Origin of the sequence: Candidatus Rhodobacter oscarellae (assembly GCF_001078595.1) — a bacterium.
In the GTDB taxonomy this organism is placed as follows: domain Bacteria; phylum Pseudomonadota; class Alphaproteobacteria; order Rhodobacterales; family Rhodobacteraceae; genus Rhodobacter_B; species Rhodobacter_B oscarellae.
In genome coordinates this window covers 1319591-1334013 of the sequence record NZ_LFTY01000002.1, presented here as the reverse complement: position 1 = coordinate 1334013, position 14423 = coordinate 1319591, and the positions used below count along the sequence as shown (strand labels likewise).

The window sequence follows — 14423 nt, the reverse complement described above, 5'->3', positions numbered from 1 at the left end:
CCCCCTCCTAATGTTACTTACTACTATTCGGCGATCTTCGCGGCAACATCCGCGTCAATGGCCGCCAGGGCCTCGTCTAGGCTCATCTCGCCATTGATCGCCTTGGTGATGTAGTCGGGCACGATGCCGTAGATGGCAAAGTTCTTTGCGTAGCCCTGGAACACATAGGCCTGCGGCGTGGTGGTGGTCGCCGTGCCGGCGTTGGCCGCGAAGGTCGACAGCGCCGCCGCGATGGTGGGCGTGGCGTTCTGGTAGTCGACGCCCGAGGCCTGCAGGCCGGCATGCGCGGTGATGTTGTTGGTCTCAGAGGCGAACATCTCGGCCTGCTCGGTCTGCGCCATCCAGTCGACGAACATCGCCGCCGCATCAGGCACTTCGGTGTCGCCAAAGACCACCAGCGAGGCACCGCCCGGCATCGCGCCGCAGCCGCCCGGGCCGCAGGGCGCCGGAACCGCTTTCCAGTCGAAATCAGAGATGTTGTTGGCGTAGTTGTTGATCATCCAGGACCCGGACATATGCATGGCCGCGTCGCCCGCCAAAAACAGCGGAGCGGCGTTGCGGTACTGGGTGCCAGAGCCAGCGGGCCAGCCCTCGGCGGGCATCAGGCCGCTTTCGTGCCAGCCGATGAAGACCTCGGCGAAGTTGCGAAAGCCCTCATCCACCAGCAGCGGCTCGCCCGCGTCGTCAAAGAACTGCGCGCCGTAGGAAAACGCCGGACCGGCCCAGCGATGCGCTGTGCGGTCCATCACCAGACCGGCGGTCAGGCCCATGGTGTCCTGCACCTCTTTGGCGGCCGCGGCCCAGTCGTCCCAGGTCGCGCCCTCGCCGGGCATCTCGACGCCGGCATCCTCAAAGGCGGTGACGTTCACGTAGGGGCCGGTCACCGTCAGCTGGGTGTTCCAGCCGTAGATGCCATTATCCTCGCCGCCCGGCGCGCGGAACCAGGGCAGCATGGAGCCATAGTTGGCCTCCCAATAGGCGGCGTCCACATAGGGCGTCAGGTCCAGCGCCAGGCGGCCGAAGGCGCCCGGGTTGGTGACCCGCGCGATGTCGGGGGCGTTGCCCGCCTGCGCCTGGTTCAAAAGCTGGTCGCGGATCACGTCATAGCCCACGGTGTTCACAACAACGGTGTGGCCGGTGGCGTCCTTGAAGGTCGCGGCCATCGCCTCGAACACTTCGCATTCATTGCCGTCCTGATAGCACAGAAAGTCGATCTCATCGGCGGTTGCAGCCGACGCGGCCATAATCGCTGTGGTCGACAGGGCCGCCATCTTTAGAGTCAGTTTCATGTTAGTCCTCCCTAATCGTTAATCGTGTGGTCAAATGTGACCAACTGGTGATTCATAATCCCCAAGATCCGTTCCCGGCAATCCTAATTCCACTAAGCGGAGCGCACCTCCGACATGCTGAACCGGGTCAGCACTTCCGGCGGGGCATCATGTTGGACCAGCACCTGCTGCATCGCCGCGCGCAGCCGGGTCTCGGTCATGTGGTCGCCCAGGATGGGATTCAACTGCTCGGGGTCGGCGTCTAGGTCAAAAAGCATGGACCCAATGGGCATGAACTCGGTCGCGCCGCGCGCCTGCACGCCGGTCGAGGGGATCTTCCACACCGGAACCTGCTTTGTGAAGTCAAAGGGCGGGTGCTGCGTGGCCCGCTGCAGATCGGCGATCTCAAGCGGCTTTTTCACGTCGACGGGCATCAGCGAGTAGATGAACAGCTCGCTCCGATAGGCGGGGTCGTCGGGGTCGATGAAGAAAACATAGCGCCCGTCCGTGCAGTTCAGCGGCCCGCCCCAGATGCCAAACAAAGCAATATCGCGCCCGGTCTCGCCGCTCTTGCAGGCCGGGACAAGCGAGCGCCCGGTCATGTCCTTGCTCGGCGCGGCGCCGAAGGCGTCCAGGATCGTCGGCGCGATATCGGTGGTCTGAGACAGCGACTTCACCGGCGCGCCCGGGGCGGTGCCGGGCATGTGCAGGAACATCGGGATCTGCGAGATCTGGTTGTAAAGCGGCATGACGCTTTTGCCCCAGTACCCGTGCTCTGATAGCATGAACCCGTGATCCGTGGTCAGGACCAGCGCCGTGTCCTCCCACAATCCCTGCGCGTCGAAGGCGTCCAGCAGCCGGCCAAGCTGTTTGTCGCAGAACCGCAGCAGCGCGCGGTAGTTCTTGCGCAAAAGCTCGGAGACGCGCGCGTCGTATTCCGGCGCGCCATAGGCGGGCCAGTCGGCGATGGGGTCGTTCGGGTCAATGCCTTCCGCCTTCAGGAACTCCATCGGGGCGTGGAAGGGCTCGTGCGGGTCGAAGACCTCCAGATGCAGCAGCCAGTCGTCCTTGGTTTGGTTTTCGTCCAGGAACTTAAGCGCGGCGGTGAAGCTCTGATGCGACGAGAATTCCGCCTCATCCCGGATATAGGCGCGGTTGATCGCGTGGCGGCGGTATTTCTCGACTGTCAGGTCATAGACGTCGGGGTCGAACCGGTCGACGATGTCGTCGTCGATGGGCGTGGCCGTGCCGCGCCAGACATCCGATTCCTGGCCGCGAAACAGCTCCCAAGAGTTGTAGCGCGTGTGAAAGCTCCAGCCGCCTTCCTCGAAGTAATGGTAATGATCGGTGATCAGATGGGTGTAGACGCCGCTGTCGCGCAGGGTGCTGACAAAGCTGTCGTCAAAGGGCTCCAGCGGGCCCCAATGGCGGTGAAAGAAGTTCAACCGGCCATTATGCAGGTCGCGCCGGGCGGGCATGCAGGGCAGGCTGCCGACAAAGTGGTTGTCAAAGCGGCCGCAGCGCGCATCCAGCCTGGCAAAGTTCGGCAACGCCTGCGGATCACCGCCATATTGCGGCAGCAGGTCCCGCACCAGCGAGTCGAACAGCAAGAAAACCATACGCATGCCGAAAAGGGTAACATGACACTTTCATAACGAGTACGGGCATTATATCGATTCTGTTATGCAAGAATTTGATAACAGCCTGGTGGCCCGGCAGCTCAAGCACTTCACGGCCATCGCCGAGGCCGGAAGCCTCAACAAGGCCGCCGAGATGCTGGGCATCGCGCAGCCAGCCCTGACCCGCAGCGTGCGCCAGCTGGAGGACAGCATTGCGTGTAAGCTCTTTGAGCGCGGGCCGCGCGGGTCGGCCATCACGCCGCAGGGCGAAGTCCTGCTGAAATACGCGCAGCGCATCAAGAGCGAGACCAATCTCGCGCTCATGGCGATCTCTCTGCTCTCCAAACAGGCCGCACCCACGATCCAGATCGGCGTTGCCCCGGCCTTTGGGCTGGGGGTCTTGCCTGACGCGATCGCCGGGTTCCAATCCGAGCATCCCGGGACCAAGATTCAGATCCGGCAGGCCGCCCCCGCCGGGCTGATCAAACGGCTCGTCGCGGCGGAGTTGGACCTTTACGTGGGCCCCTTCGCCGGAACGCCTCCCTCGTCTGATATCGTGCTGGCCGGAACCTTCGAGATACCGTCAGAGGTCTATGCCCGCCAGGACCACCCCCTGACGCGCATGCAGACAGTCGGCCCGGCCGAGCTTGTGGAGTTCGAATGGGTCTCATTGATCGAGGAGGCCGGGACCGCGATGCCGGGCAATTGGATGGACGAGTTGACGCGGCTCGGCTACGAGCACGGCCTAAAGCCGCCCTCCGTGGCGATCGAAACCACCTCCGCCATAAACGCGCTCAGCATCGTTTCAAAAACCCTCTGTCTTTCGTGCCTGTCGAGCCTGCTGCGCCACGAGGCCGAGGTCCGTGGCGTCACCAGCCTGGCCCTGCCCAAGCCGCTGACAAATCACAGCACCGTCATCGCGTACCGACAGACTGCACAGCGCAACCCGCTGGTCATGGATCTGGTGGATCGGGTGCTGGGGCTGATGCCACGCGCGTAGCTGCGTGAGCGTCACCGCTTGGGTATCGTCAAGCTTGGTCGCAAGGTCCTTGGGCAAGGCCAACCCGGCGCGCGCGCAGAGGGGAAGGGGGCTGTACGACCGATGCGGTCTTCTTCGCCTGCGGCGGCGCTACGGGATCAGCACCGTCGAGCCAGTCGTCTTGCGCCCCTCCAGGTCGGTATGCGCCGCCGCGGCGTCGTCCAGCGGTCGCGTCGTGGTGTTGATCCGCAACCGGCCATCCGCAATGCCCGCGAACAGCGCCGCGCTTGCGCGCTCCAACCACGCGCGGGAGGCCGCGTATTGAAACAGCGTGGGGCGCTGCAGGTAGAGGGACCCCACCGCGAGTTGGGCGATGCGAAAATCCTCGGGCGGGCCAGAGCTTTGGCCGAAATTCACCAATGTCCCAAAGGGCTGCAGGCAGTTGATCGAGCCCTGAAGGGTGTCCTTACCGACGCTGTCATAGACCACGGGCACGCCCGCCCCGTTGGTGATTTCCTTGACGCGGGCGACGAAATCCTCGGCGCGGTAGTCGATGACCTCGTCATAGCCATTCGCCTTGGCCAGGGCGACCTTCTCGGGACCACCCGCCGTGCCAATGGCACGCGCGCCCTTGGCGGCCATCCATTGGCCCGCCAAAAGCCCGACGCCCCCCGCCGCGGCGTGGAAAAGCACCGCCTCGCCCGCCGAGACGCGGTAGCTGTCATGCAGCAGGTAATACGCCGTCAGGCCCTTAAGCATCGCGCCCGCGGCCTGGATGTCGCTGACATCGTCGGGCAGGGGCACAAGCATCTTGGCAGGCACCGCGCGATGCGTGGCATAGGCTCCGTTGGGAATGGTGTAAGCCACGCGGTCCCCGGCGCGGAAGCCGTCCACATTCGGCCCCAGAGCCTCGACCACGCCGGCGCCCTCGCTGCCCAGGATCAGGTCGCGCTCCACCGGCCAGGGATAAAGCCCCGAGCGGATGTAGATGTCGAGGAAGTTCACTCCAATTGCGGTCTGGCGGATCAGCACCTCGCCTTCGCCCGGCGTCGGAGGCGTAATCTCTGCGCGGGTCAGTACATCCGCGCCGCCCGGCACGCTGGCGGTGATCGCATAGGCCATAAAGTCGTATTCCTTGTGTGAGTGTCCCAATCCTTTCAGCCTAGGGGCGCATTGCTGGTTTTGGCAAGTTCCAGCGACGGCGCGCGGCCACCGGGCGGGCTGCTATGTGAACCAAAACTCAAGATTCTCTCTCATTTTTCGCTTAATCATTTGTCGCTTAAAAGACTCAGGTTTCGGTGAGAGTGGCCAGGAGCGTGCCTTGCAAACACGCGCGACCCTAACAACGCTTGCCGACACCAGACGCAACGCCGCCCAAGCCGCGCCACCGCCCGAGCTTGCCTCGGGCAGCGGCCGACCTCCCCCAGGAGGCCGCTTTTGCTACGTTGCAAAATACTTAAACAACTGCGTTAGCAGGGCCCGCGTGCCAAGTGTCTACGCTGCGCAGGCGACCTCCAGGTCGGCCGCTGCCCGCGTTGCGCTTGGTTCAAGGGGGAGGCCCCGAGGCAAGCTCGGGCGGTCGCTCTATGTGAGTCCCGTTGCATCTGGTGTCGGCGTGCGCCCCTCGCGGGCGGCCTCGGTGCAGATATTCGCAAAGCCCTCCTGCAAGCGCAGGCTGCGTGATCTCATACAGCGCCCATCCGAGCCTCAACAAAACCCAAACCCACCGCGCGGTCCGTTAACTCGGGCGCTTTCCGCCCATCTGCCATACGAGGTGCCATACGCATGGCCGACGTTTTTCCGACGCTTTGCCGACACGGGATTTCTCAACAAAATAAGGCATTAACCCACCGATGCGCGGCTTTACCCCCAGAACCGCCGCGCGCAGGGTTAACCTTTCGGAAATGCCCGCCGCGACGATGGACGGGCCGGATCCCCAGCTCGGCGCGGTGCGGGAAGGGTCTCGTCAGGTCGCCGCAGCCCTGCGCATCCAAAACGGCAACGAGAAGATGCGCGGCTTTGGCATGGCCCGCTTGGCCTTTGGTATGGCCCTCTTGGCCAATGCACGCATCTCATCGGCGCGCGCCTTACGCCCGATTTTGATGTAATAGCCTGTATCTATTGACCCATTCAGGTGGCGTTTGATCTCTGGCGTTTCAAATTGTGTCATGGCGGGAACTCCTTTTTTGTCCTGACATCATTGGACGGCAATCGCCTGGCCAGTGCTTGAAGGCAGGCTTTAGAATTCCTTGTCATTTCTATATTTCTGCCCCGCCTGGGCCGAAATTCCTTGAGCATCGCCGCCGTTTCGCCGTTCAATGTGCCATGGCGTATGCGTTCGCAAACTGCTTGATCGACCCTGAGAGGCACCTGTTTCGGTGCGATGGGCGGCCAGTGCATCTCGAGCCGCAAGTCTTTGATCTTCTGTGGATTCTTGTCGATCGGAAGGGCCGGCTGGTCACCAAGGACGAGCTTGTCGAAACCGTTTGGCACGGGCTAAGCGTGTCCGACGCCACGATAAGCGCCCGGATCAACGCCGCCCGAAAGGCGGTTGGGGATACGGGCCGGGCGCAGGCCGTCATCAAGACGGTCCACGGCAGGGGCTTTCAGCTGAATGTCGAGGTGAAACCCGCTGCCCCAGCCGCCGCGCAACCGCCCGATCAAGCGCCCTCGGAGACGCAGAATATCAGCTTCACCCGATCCTCTCACGGTGCCAGAATTGCGTTCGCCAAGAGCGGCCATGGCCCGCCGCTGCTCCGGGTCGCGCATTGGCTGTCGCACTTGGAGTTCGATTGGCAAAGCCCGGTCTGGCGGCCCTTGATCGAAGCTCTGGATGGCAAGAACACGCTTTATCGCTACGATCAAAGGGGCACCGGGCTGTCCTCGCGCGACCTCGAAGGCGCTGATATTGATGCCTTTTCCGACGACCTAAAGGCCGTCGCCGACGCCAACGACTTGGACCGCTTCCCGATCTTCGCCGCGTCGCAGGCCGTCCCGGTCGCTATTCGCTTTGCCCAAAGACATCCCGAGCGGGTCAGCGGATTGGCTTTGTATGGCGGCTATGCGAAGGGGCGCGGATTGCGCCAAGCGGCGCCGGGCGACATCGACGAAGATACTCTTTTGGGCCTCATCAAGGCGGGTTGGGGCAGGGCGGACAGCCCATTTGTGAACGCGTTCTCGACCCTGTTCATGCCCGACGCCACGCCCGAGCAATTGGCCAGCTTTGTGAGGATGCAGACGCAAACGATATCTCCAGAGAACGCGGCACGCCTGAGACAAATAGTTGACCGGTTTGATGTCTCAGACCAATTGGCGTCCATTCGCACCCCGACGCTGGTCATACATGCGATCTCTGATGCGATTCAGCCCGTCGAACAGGGGCGCATACTCGCAAGTGAAATCCAGGGCGCAAGATACGTTTCGCTGGAAAGCCGGAACCATGTCCCGCTTCCGCAAGAGCGCACATGGACCACGATGATTCACGAAGTTCAGTTGTTTCTGGACAGCTTACAGCGGCCTGGGAAATCTTAGGACGGCAACCCGCGGTTTGAATTGCTGGAATTCTGACAGCTTGGCTATTCGCGGTTGCCTGTCCCGCATCCGCAGGCTACACAGCCCGCAATGCACCCATAGCTCAGCTGGATAGAGCGCTGCCCTCCGAAGGCAGAGGTCAAAGGTTCGAATCCTTTTGGGTGCGCCACCATCTATAGTTTTCTATGCGAAACGCGCCTTGGGCGTAGACGCCGAGCGCCATCTATGTGTTCGTAAGCTAAGAGCGCGAAGAATCGCACCTTGCCAACATGTTACGCTGGGATCTTAACATGAAAGATGTGGCAGAGCGGCGGGACGAGGCTCGGCAAACCGGCGTCACGTCTGGGCGCGGCCAAAAACCAATGTCGCGTTGATGCCACCGAAAGCGAAGGAGTTCGACATCGCATAGCGGCCATCCAAGGCGCGCGCCTCGGTGACCGGGGTGAATCCGATCTTTGGGTCCTGCTCGGTGAAGTGCAGGTTGGGCGGCGCGATGCGTTCGCGCAGCGCATTGATCGTCACGATCGCCTCCAGCGCCCCCGCCGCACCCAGCCCATGGCCGTGCACCGGCTTGGTCGAGGACACCGCGACCGCGTCGAACCCGTCCCCGAAGACCTGGCGCATGGCCTCGGTTTCGGAGACGTCATTGGCCACCGTGGCCGTGCCATGGGCGTTCACATAGGCCACGTCCGACGGCGCCAGGCCGCCGCTTTGCAGCGCCTGCGTCATCGAGCGCGCGGCCCCGTTGGGGTTGGGGCGCAGCAGATCGCCCGCATCGGCGGTCGTGCCATAGCCCGCGACCTCGGCCAGGATGGTGGCCCCGCGCGCCTGGGCGCTCTCTTTCGTCTCTAGCACAAGGATGCCCGCGCCCTCTCCCAGCAGCATCCCGTTGCGATCGCGCGAGAAAGGGCGGCACAGGGTCGGCGTCATCACGCGCAAGACCTCCCAGGCGCGGAACACGCCGGCCACGACGCAGCCCTCGGTGCCGCCGGTGATCGCACGGTCCAGCATGCCGGACTTGATCATGTGGTACGCCATGCCGATGGACTGCCCCGCCGAGGAGCAAGCGGTGGAGTTGCAATAGATCGGACCGTTTGCGCCAAAGGTCATCGAGATCCAGGACGCCGCCGCATTGGTCATGATCTTGGGGATCGAGAACGGATCCATCCGGACATCCAGATGCGGGCGCGCGTGGAAGTAATAGTTGTCGTCCAGCGTGTTCGCGCCGCCAAAGCCCGAGCCCACAATCACGCCCGCGTCCTTGAAGTCGGCTTTGCTGAGGCCCGACTGCTGCACCGCCTCCTCGGCCGCGATCAGCGCCATATGCACCACGCGGTCCTGCATCCGTGGCCGCACATGCACCGCGTTTTCGCTGACCGTCTCCGGCGGCACGCCAGCGGCCTGCGTGACCTTCTGGTCCTCGATGCGGTCAAACTCGTATGTGCGCGCGCCGCTCTTACCATCGCGCGCCGCGCGCCACAGTGTGTCTGCGCCCGCGCCATGGCAAGAGATCGCCCCGACGCCGGTTATGACAACTGCGCGTTCGCTCATTCCGTTTTTTCTTCGGCGATTTTCTGCGTGGCGAGGGTCAGCAGGTCTTGCACCGTCTCAATCGTAGAAATCTCGTTGTCTACGGGGATGTAAATTCCGTATTTTTCCTCAATTGCCAGCAGCACCAAGACGAAATCTGCCGAGGCGATGTCGAGATCCTCTAAGCGGGCGTCCGGCTTGAGCAGCGCGCGCTCGACCATGGTTTCATCCGCGACGATGTCCAGGAGTTCGTTCTCAAGTTTTTGCGTCGGGCTCGAGTTATTGCTCATCTGCCGTCCTTTGGTCATAAGGTCACCGGTATTAGAGGGAAATCCAAGCTGAAAGCAAGCCGATGACGCGGTCACTGGACAATACGCCGATCATTGCCGCGCGGTCGGTGCTATTTCACCTCTGCTCGGTACTGGCGACGCTGTTCTTTCTGCTGTTCGTGCCGTTCCTGCTGGCGCCCGTCCGGATCGGGTGGCCGGTGCTGCGGGCCTATATCCGGGTGCAGCTCTTCCTGCTGCGGGCGATCTGCGGGCAGCGGTTCCATGTGCTTCAAGATGCGGAGTTTCCGTCCGGGCCAGTGATCCTCGCCAGCCGGCATGAGGCGCTCTGGGAGACGCTGGTTTTGCCGCTGCTGTTCGAGAACCCGGTGGTGCTGCTCAAGCAAGAGATCCTGCGCTACCCCGTGGCGGGGGCGATTGCGCGCAAGCTTGGGCATATCGGGCTGGATCGCTCTGGCGCGGCGGATCGTGCGCGCGAGGCATTTGGGGCTGCGCGTGCGCGTGCCAAAGAGGGCCGCAGCTTTTTGATCTTTCCCAGCGGGACGCGCGACCCGGCGCGGCGGTTCGAGGTGCAAAAAGGCACGGCGGTGCTCTATCGCGCGCTGGGTTTGCCCTGCGTGCCCGTGGTCTTGGACAGCGGCACGTTTTGGCCATACCGAAGCTGGCTGCGTCGGCCGGGCGTCATCACCGTGCGTGTCCTGCCAGCGATCCCGGCGGGGCAAGAGACCGCCACCTTTTTGACCCGACTCCAGGCCGATCTGGGGCGCCCTGCGTGAACGGGCGCTGGCGTGTCGTTTTCGGTCATTCAGGGGGCGTAGAAACGTGCTTTTAGCACGCCAGAAAATCGGAGAGTTGCCATGCAGTTTGGGCTGAGCCAAGAACAAGAAATGATCGTCGAGACGGTGCGCAGCTTCGTCGAGCACGAGATCTACCCGCATGAGGCGGAGGTCGAGCGCACCGGTACCGTGCCGGTGGAGCTGGGCAACGAGATCAAGCAAAAATGCATCGATCTGGGGTTCTACGCCTGCAACTTCCCCGAGGAGGTCGGCGGCGCCGGGCTGTCGCATTTCGACTTCACCCTGGTGGAGCGCGAGCTGGGGCGGGGCTCTATGGCGCTGACGCATTTCTTTGGCCGTCCGCAGAACATTCTGATGGCCTGCAATGACGAGCAGCGCGAGCGCTACCTGCTTCCCGCCGTGCGCGGCGAGCGGATGGACGCGCTGGCAATGACCGAGCCCGACGCGGGCTCGGATGTGCGCGGCATGAAGTGCCAGGCGGTCAAGGATGGCGACGATTGGGTTGTGAACGGCTCCAAGCACTTCATCTCTGGCGCCGAGCATGCTGATTTCTTTATCGTTTTCATCGCCACCGGGGTGGATGAGACACCGAAGGGGCCGAAGAAGCGCATCACCACTTTCCTGGTGGACCGCGACACGCCCGGCTTTGACGTGCGCCACGGCTACAACTCGGTGAGCCACAAGGGCTACAAGAACTACATCCTGAGCTTTGATGACTGCCGCCTGCCGCAGGCGCAGGTGCTGGGTGAGGTCGATGGCGGCTTTGCGGTGATGAACGAGTGGCTCTATGCCACGCGCCTGACCGTGGCGGCCTTCAGCGTGGGCCGCGCGCGGCGCTGTTTTGACATGGCGCTTAACTACTCCGCCGAGCGCAAGCAGTTCGGCCAGCCGATTGGTAAGTTCCAGGGCGTGGGCTTCCAGATCGCGGATATGATCACCGAGATCGACGCGGCGGACTGGCTGACGCTGAGCGCCGCCTGGCGGCTGGATGAAGGTCTGCCCTCGAACCGCGAGATCGCCTCGGCCAAGCTTTATGCCTCCGAGATGCTGGCCCGGGTGACCGACACGACGCTGCAGATCTATGGCGGGATGGGCCTGATGGACGACTTCCCGATCGAGCGCTTCTGGCGCGACGCGCGGGTCGAGCGGATCTGGGACGGGACCAGCGAGATCCAGCGCCACATCATCAGCCGCGATCTGCTGCGACCGCTTGGGGCCTGATTTGGTTTCGCCGCCTTCGGCGTCGACCAATTGGGGGGCTGTCTGCCCCCCAAACCCCCCGAGGATACTTAAAAACCGAAGAAGTAACGGACGGTTAACCTTGTTCTTGAAAGATGAACCCGCGGTACAGGCGGGGACGCCGATGACCGCAACCGGAGAAGGCCCCTCGCATTCGGAGACGGATCGGGGGGCTGGACCCCTCTGCTTCTCCGGTTCTACAAATATCCCCGCCGGAGGCTCCCGAACTCTCCGCGATTGCGAGGTCAGCCGATGACACGCGACCTCAGCCGCCTGCTGCGGCCCAAGAGCATCGCCGTGATCGGCGGCGGGTTGGTCGGGCGCTATGTGCTTGAGAACTGCCGCAAGCTGGGCTTTGCGGGCGAGATCTGGCACGTGCATCCCACGAAGGGGGATTTTGCCGACATCGCGGATCTACCCGCGGCGCCGGACGCGGTATTCGTGGGCGTCAATAGGATCGCGACGATCCCAATCGTCGCCGCCCTGTCAACGATGGGCGCCGGGGGCGTGGTCTGCTATGCCAGCGGTTTTGCCGAGGCCGCGCAGGAGCTCGGCGATGGCGGCGACATGCAGGCGCAGCTTCTGGAGGCCGCGGGCGAGATGCCGCTGATCGGGCCGAACTGCTATGGATTCTTGAACTATCTCGACGGGGCAGGAATCTGGCCGGACCAGCAGGGCGGTCAGCCCGCCGAGTGCGGCGTGGCGATCCTCACACAGAGCTCCAACATCGCAATCAACCTCACCATGCAAAAACGCGGCTTGCCGATGGCCTATCTGGTCACCGCGGGCAACCAGGCGCAGCTGGGGCTGGCGGATCTGGGATCCGCGCTCCTGGCCGATGATCGGGTCACAGCCCTTGGCATGCATATCGAGGGCGTGGGCGATATCCGCGCCTTCGAGGCGCTGGCGGAGCAGGCCCGCAAGCTGGGCAAGCCCATCGTTGCGCTAAAGGCGGGCCGCTCGGAGCAGGCGCGCGCGGCCACGATCTCGCACACCGCCTCGCTGGCGGGCAGCGCGGCGGGCGCGCAGGCGCTCCTGCGTCGGCTGGGGATCGCGGAGGTGGCGTCGCTCTCGGAGATGCTGGAGGCGCTGAAACTTCTGCATGTGCACGGGCCCCTTGCGTCGAACAAGATCGGCTCGATGTCCTGCTCGGGCGGCGAGGCGAGCCTGATGGCGGATCGGGCCGAGGGCAGGGCGGTGATCTATCCCACCCTGCTTGAGACCCAGAAGGCGGCGCTGCGCGACGCGCTCGGCCCCAAGGTTGCCCTGGCCAACCCCTTGGATTACCACACCTATATCTGGGCGGATGCCGATGCGATGGGGGCCGCCTATAGCGCCATGATGCTGGGCAGCGAGCTGGCCCTGGGCTGCGTGGTGGCGGACTTCCCGCGCGCGGATCGCTGCTCGGAAGCCGACTGGGACCCGGTGGTCGCGGGCGTGGTGGCCGCCATGGAGGCCAGCGGCAAGCCCATGGCCATCGTGGCCTCGCTGCCTGAGACCCTGCCAGAGCACCGCGCCGAGGAACTGATCGCCAAGGGTGTCGCGCCGCTGAACGGCATGGACGAGGCGCTTGCGGCCATCGAGGCCGCAGCCTTCCTGGGTAGGACGGGCGCGGTGCCCGCGCCGATCCTCTTGCCGCAGGTGCCGGGGGAGACGCGTGTTCTCACCGAGGCCGAGGGCAAGGCCGCGCTGCGCGCCTATGGTGGCGACGTGCCGAACGCGGAGCGGGCACAAGGGTCCGGCCTCGCAGAGGCCGCCACCCGGGTGGGTTTCCCGCTGGTGCTGAAGGGCGAGGGGATCGCGCATAAGACCGAAGCGGGCGCCGTGGCACTGAACCTCAACTCCGCCGCGGAAGTGACTGCGCGTGCTGCGAAAATGCCCACCGACAGCTTTCTTCTGGAAGAGATGATCACCGGCGGGGTGGCCGAGCTTTTGATCGGGGTCACCCTGGACGAGGCGCATGGTTACTTGCTGACCCTGGCCGCGGGGGGCACCCTGACCGAGATCCTCAAGGACAGCGCCAGCCTGCTGCTGCCCGCCACTGATGAAGAGATCACCGCCGCGCTGCAAAGCCTTAAAATCGCGCCCATGCTCGCGGGGTACCGCGGGGCGGCGGCGGCCAATATGGCCGCGATCCTGGACAGCGTGCGCGCGGTGCAGGACTATGTCACCGCCCATCAGGGCCAAGTCGCCGAGATCGAGATCAACCCCCTGATCTGCACCCCCACCCGCGCCGTGGTTGCGGACGCATTAATAAGGAGAGCGCCATGAGCGACAGCCTAAAAACGACCCGCAAGGGCGGCATCCTGGAGGTCGTGCTGGACCGCCCCAAGGCCAACGCCATCGACCTGGCCACCAGCCGCGAGATGGGCGAGGTGTTCCGCGACTTCCGCGACGACCCCGAGCTGCGCGTGGCGATCATCACCGGCGGCGGAGAGAAGTTCTTCTGCGCAGGCTGGGACCTGAAGGCCGCGGCTGGCGGCGACGCGGTGGATGGTGACTACGGTGTCGGCGGCTTTGGCGGTTTGCAGGAGCTGCCGCATCTGAACAAGCCGGTCATCGCCGCGGTGAACGGGATCTGCTGTGGCGGCGGTTTGGAGCTGGCCCTGTCGGCGGATATCATCCTGGCCGCGGATCATGCCAGTTTTGCGCTGCCAGAGATCCGCTCCGGCACGGTGGCTGACGCCGCCAGCGTGAAGGTGCCCAAGCGCATCCCCTACCACATCGCCATGGAGATGCTGCTGACCGGGCGCTGGCTGGACGTCGAGGAGGCCGCGCGCTGGGGGCTGGTGAACTACGTCCACCCCGCCGAGGCGCTGCGCGCGGAGGCCTGGAAGATGGCCGAGCTTCTAGAGAGCGGCCCGCCGCTGGTCTACGCGGCGATCAAAGAGATCGTGCGCGAGGCGGAGGACATGAAGTTCCAGGACGCGATGAATCGGATCACCAAGAGCCAGTTCAAATCGGTGGAGGCTCTGTATCGCTCCGAGGATCAGCTTGAAGGCGCTAAGGCGTTCGCTGAGGGCCGCGACCCCGTTTGGCAAGGGCGGTAAGAGCGGTTCTGGCCTGGAGCGGGCGTTTGGGGGCGCCAAATCTCTTGCAAGAGATTTGCACTTTCCTTCCAAGGAAAGTGGCCCCGCGCGCCGGTAAGAGGTTGCGATAGAAGAAGCATTTCG

The 14423-nt window shown here is 63.9% G+C and carries 12 protein-coding genes and 1 tRNA gene; 7 read left to right on the top strand and 6 right to left on the bottom strand.

What is annotated here, in order from left to right:
• Positions 1-23: 23 nt before the first annotated feature.
• Positions 24-1289, bottom strand: a complete 1266-nt coding sequence (locus AIOL_RS11300) for an ABC transporter substrate-binding protein (protein ID WP_049643066.1) — start codon at positions 1287-1289, stop codon at positions 24-26.
• A gap of 92 nt (positions 1290-1381) precedes the next feature.
• Entirely contained in the window at positions 1382-2893 is a 1512-nt protein-coding gene (locus AIOL_RS11295) for a sulfatase-like hydrolase/transferase (protein ID WP_082152548.1), read from the bottom strand.
• Between the two features lie 58 nt (positions 2894-2951).
• On the opposite strand from AIOL_RS11295, the gene AIOL_RS11290 reads away from it, so the two are divergent.
• Positions 2952-3887, top strand: coding sequence for a LysR family transcriptional regulator (locus AIOL_RS11290; protein WP_049643065.1), 936 nt, complete (start codon positions 2952-2954; stop codon positions 3885-3887).
• A 129-nt stretch (positions 3888-4016) separates the two neighbouring features.
• On the opposite strand, the gene AIOL_RS11285 is transcribed toward AIOL_RS11290, so the two are convergent.
• Positions 4017-4988: a quinone oxidoreductase family protein gene (locus AIOL_RS11285; RefSeq protein WP_049643064.1), complete on the bottom strand. Its 972-nt coding sequence runs from the start codon at positions 4986-4988 to the stop codon at positions 4017-4019.
• Positions 4989-5832: 844 nt separating this feature from the next.
• On the bottom strand, positions 5833-6036 hold the full coding sequence (locus tag AIOL_RS25505; protein ID WP_160314469.1) for a hypothetical protein: 204 nt from the start codon (positions 6034-6036) through the stop codon (positions 5833-5835).
• A 56-nt stretch (positions 6037-6092) separates the two neighbouring features.
• Here AIOL_RS25505 and AIOL_RS11275 point away from each other — a divergent pair, with 56 nt between their 5' ends.
• Both AIOL_RS11275 and AIOL_RS11270 read left to right on the top strand, forming a co-directional pair.
• Positions 6093-7397: an alpha/beta fold hydrolase gene (locus AIOL_RS11275; protein ID WP_152912491.1), complete on the top strand. Its 1305-nt coding sequence runs from the start codon at positions 6093-6095 to the stop codon at positions 7395-7397.
• A 92-nt stretch (positions 7398-7489) separates the two neighbouring features.
• Positions 7490-7566 (top strand) — tRNA-Arg (locus AIOL_RS11270).
• A gap of 167 nt (positions 7567-7733) precedes the next feature.
• On the opposite strand, the gene AIOL_RS11265 is transcribed toward AIOL_RS11270, so the two are convergent.
• Both AIOL_RS11265 and AIOL_RS11260 read right to left on the bottom strand, forming a co-directional pair.
• Positions 7734-8948, bottom strand: a complete 1215-nt coding sequence (locus tag AIOL_RS11265; protein WP_049643061.1) for a beta-ketoacyl-[acyl-carrier-protein] synthase family protein — start codon at positions 8946-8948, stop codon at positions 7734-7736.
• A complete protein-coding gene (locus tag AIOL_RS11260; protein WP_152912490.1) occupies positions 8945-9217 on the bottom strand; it encodes a phosphopantetheine-binding protein in 273 nt (90 codons plus the stop codon). Before AIOL_RS11260 ends, AIOL_RS11265 begins: the two co-directional genes overlap by 4 nt.
• 62 nt (positions 9218-9279) lie before the next feature.
• Between AIOL_RS11260 and AIOL_RS11255 the strand changes: the two genes are divergently transcribed.
• The 4 genes from AIOL_RS11255 to AIOL_RS11240 all read left to right on the top strand — a co-directional run bounded on the left by AIOL_RS11255 (position 9280) and on the right by AIOL_RS11240 (position 14300).
• Positions 9280-9990 (top strand): lysophospholipid acyltransferase family protein, encoded by a 711-nt coding sequence (locus AIOL_RS11255; protein WP_049643059.1) that lies wholly within the window; start codon positions 9280-9282, stop codon positions 9988-9990.
• Positions 9991-10071: 81 nt separating this feature from the next.
• On the top strand, positions 10072-11232 hold the full coding sequence (locus AIOL_RS11250; RefSeq protein ID WP_049643058.1) for an acyl-CoA dehydrogenase family protein: 1161 nt from the start codon (positions 10072-10074) through the stop codon (positions 11230-11232).
• Positions 11233-11502: 270 nt separating this feature from the next.
• Positions 11503-13521 (top strand): acetate--CoA ligase family protein, encoded by a 2019-nt coding sequence (locus AIOL_RS11245; protein ID WP_049643057.1) that lies wholly within the window; start codon positions 11503-11505, stop codon positions 13519-13521.
• Entirely contained in the window at positions 13518-14300 is a 783-nt protein-coding gene (locus tag AIOL_RS11240) for a carnitinyl-CoA dehydratase (RefSeq protein ID WP_049643056.1), read from the top strand. Before AIOL_RS11245 ends, AIOL_RS11240 begins: the two co-directional genes overlap by 4 nt.
• Positions 14301-14423: the final 123 nt, after the last annotated feature.